This is a genomic window from Mesorhizobium sp. WSM4809 (assembly GCF_055811655.1).
Map to the genome: position 1 here is coordinate 1 of NZ_JBVVQW010000059.1, position 863 is coordinate 863.

The 863-nt window shown below is 66.2% G+C and carries 1 protein-coding gene; it reads left to right on the forward strand.

From position 1 onward, the window contains the following. Positions 1-863, forward strand: an 863-nt coding sequence (locus AC0L24_RS33830) for an NAD(P)/FAD-dependent oxidoreductase (protein ID WP_473565088.1), incomplete at both ends; no start/stop codon positions are given.

The window sequence follows — 863 nt, forward strand, 5'->3', positions numbered from 1 at the left end:
AAGCTGTTCCGGCGGCTGAAGGAAGAGTTCGGCGCCGACGCCGATATCGGCTTTCGCGAAGGCGGCTACCTCATCCTTGCCGGCGAGAACGGCTTGCCGATCCTCAAGAGCAATCACGAGGCGCAGATGGCTGAGGGCGCCGACATCGTGCTCGAGGATGCCGACCAGCTTACGCGCCGGTTCCCGTGGCTGTCGACCGAGGGCATTTCAGCCGGCGCCTATGGCCGCACCGGCGAAGGCTGGTTCGACGCGGATGCGATGCTGACGCTGTTCCGCAAGGCGCTGCGGCAGAAGAAAGTCGATTTCATCACCGCCGATGTCACCGCCATCGCGCGCGATGGCAATCGCGTCACCGGCGTGAGCCTCGGCAATGGCGAGACGCTGGAGGCTGGCATCGTCGTCAACGCCGCCGGCCCGAACGCCGGCAAGGTGGCTGCCATGGCCGGGCTTGAGCTGCCGGTCGAGCCGCGCAAGCGCAATGTCTTCGTCTTCGAGGCGCGCGAGAAATATGCCGATATGCCGCTGCTGGTCGATCCCTCCGGCATCTATGTCCGTCCGGAAGGCTCGGTCTACCTCACCGGCGGCGCCGAACCGGAGGAAGGCGACTGCGCACCCGATCCCGGTGACTTCGAGGTAAACTGGCCGCTGTTCGAAGAGGTGATCTGGCCGGTGCTGGCGACCCGCATTCCCGCCTTCGAGGCAATCAAGCCGACCCGCGCCTGGGCCGGCCACTACGACTACAACACGCTCGACCAGAACGCGGTGATCGGCCCGCATCCCGAAGTCGGCAATTTCCTGTTCGCCAACGGATTCTCCGGCCATGGCCTGCAGCAGGCGCCGGCGGTCGGCAAGGCGCTGGCCGA